Consider the following 1,150-nt stretch of genomic DNA (forward strand, 5'->3'; position numbering starts at 1 on the left):
GCCAGCGGCGCCGTCACCGTCGTCGCCGAGCGGCTGGGCCGCATCACCCTGGCGGTCGGGTCGAGGTCCCGCGACTTTCGCTGAGCTTTCACCGAGCGTGACACTGTTGCGAGATCCGCGCCGCTTTTTCGCCCCAGCTTCACGCTCGGCGCCGACGGTTAAGCTCCCACTCATGACCCTGAACCTGTCGGTCGACGAACTCCTCACCACGACCCGCTCGGTTCGCAAACGCCTCGACTTCGACAAGCCGGTGTCCCACGACGTGCTGATGGAGTGCCTCGAACTGGCGCTGCAGGCGCCCACCGGCTCCAACGCGCAGGGCTGGCAGTGGGTGTTCGTGGAGGACGCCGACAAGAAGAAGGCGATCGCCGACATCTACCTCGCCAACGCCCGCGACTACCTCAGCCTGCCCGCGGCGCAGTACCCCGAGGGCGACACCCGCGGCGAGCGGATGGACAAGGTCAAGGATTCGGCGCTCTACCTCGCCGAGCACATGCACGAGGCGCCGGTGCTGCTGATCCCCTGCTTGGAGGGCAAGGTGGACAAGGCGCCGCTGGGCCTGAGCGCCTCGTTCTGGGCGTCGCTGTTCCCCGCCGCGTGGAGCTTCTGCCTGGCGCTGCGCTCACGCGGCCTGGGCACCTGCTGGACGACGCTGCACCTGATCAACGACGGTGACCAGCGGGCCGCCGAGGTGCTGGGCATCCCGCACGACAAATACAGCCAGGGCGGGCTGTTCCCGATCGCCTACACCAAAGGCACCGACTTCCGCCCGGCCAAGCGGCTGCCTGCCGACCAGGTCACCCACTGGGACACGTGGTAACTCAGGGTGTGATTGCCCGGCCCGCGCACGGGCCGTATCGTCGCCGGGCTATACGCCCCCGAGGTAGCCGTGCTGGCGCCACGCCTCGTACGCGGCGACGGCCGCGGCGTTCGACAGGTTCAGCGAGCGCCGGCCCGCCAGCATCGGAATCCGCACCTGCGCGGTGACGTGCGCGTCGGCCAGGGTCTCCGCGTCCAGCCCGGTGGGTTCGGGGCCGAACATCAGGACGTCCCCGGCCAGGTATCCGACGTCGGCGAACGAGGTGGGCGCCTGCGCGGTGAACGCGAACACCCGCGCCGGCATCAGCGCGTCCCACGCGGCCGGCAGCGA

Annotated in this window: 2 protein-coding genes; one reads left to right on the forward strand and one right to left on the reverse strand. The window is 69.9% G+C overall.

Annotated elements, in window-relative coordinates; all coding sequences use genetic code 11:
• The first annotated feature begins 172 nt into the window (after positions 1-172).
• On the forward strand, positions 173-820 hold the full coding sequence (locus AC2VON_RS12060) for a nitroreductase family protein (protein ID WP_486953178.1): 648 nt from the start codon (positions 173-175) through the stop codon (positions 818-820).
• Between the two features lie 48 nt (positions 821-868).
• Here AC2VON_RS12060 and AC2VON_RS12065 read toward each other — a convergent pair.
• On the reverse strand, positions 869-1,150 hold a 282-nt coding region (locus AC2VON_RS12065), incomplete at its 5' end, for a tRNA (cytidine(34)-2'-O)-methyltransferase (RefSeq protein ID WP_486953179.1).

The sequence above is a fragment of the Mycobacterium sp. TH-M82 genome (assembly GCF_057473605.1).

What these genes read in the sequence shown, in the direction of transcription:
- AC2VON_RS12060 (WP_486953178.1), top strand. Translation starts at nt 173, where the DNA reads ATGACCCTGAACCTGTCGGTCGACGAACTCCTCACCACGACCCGCTCG.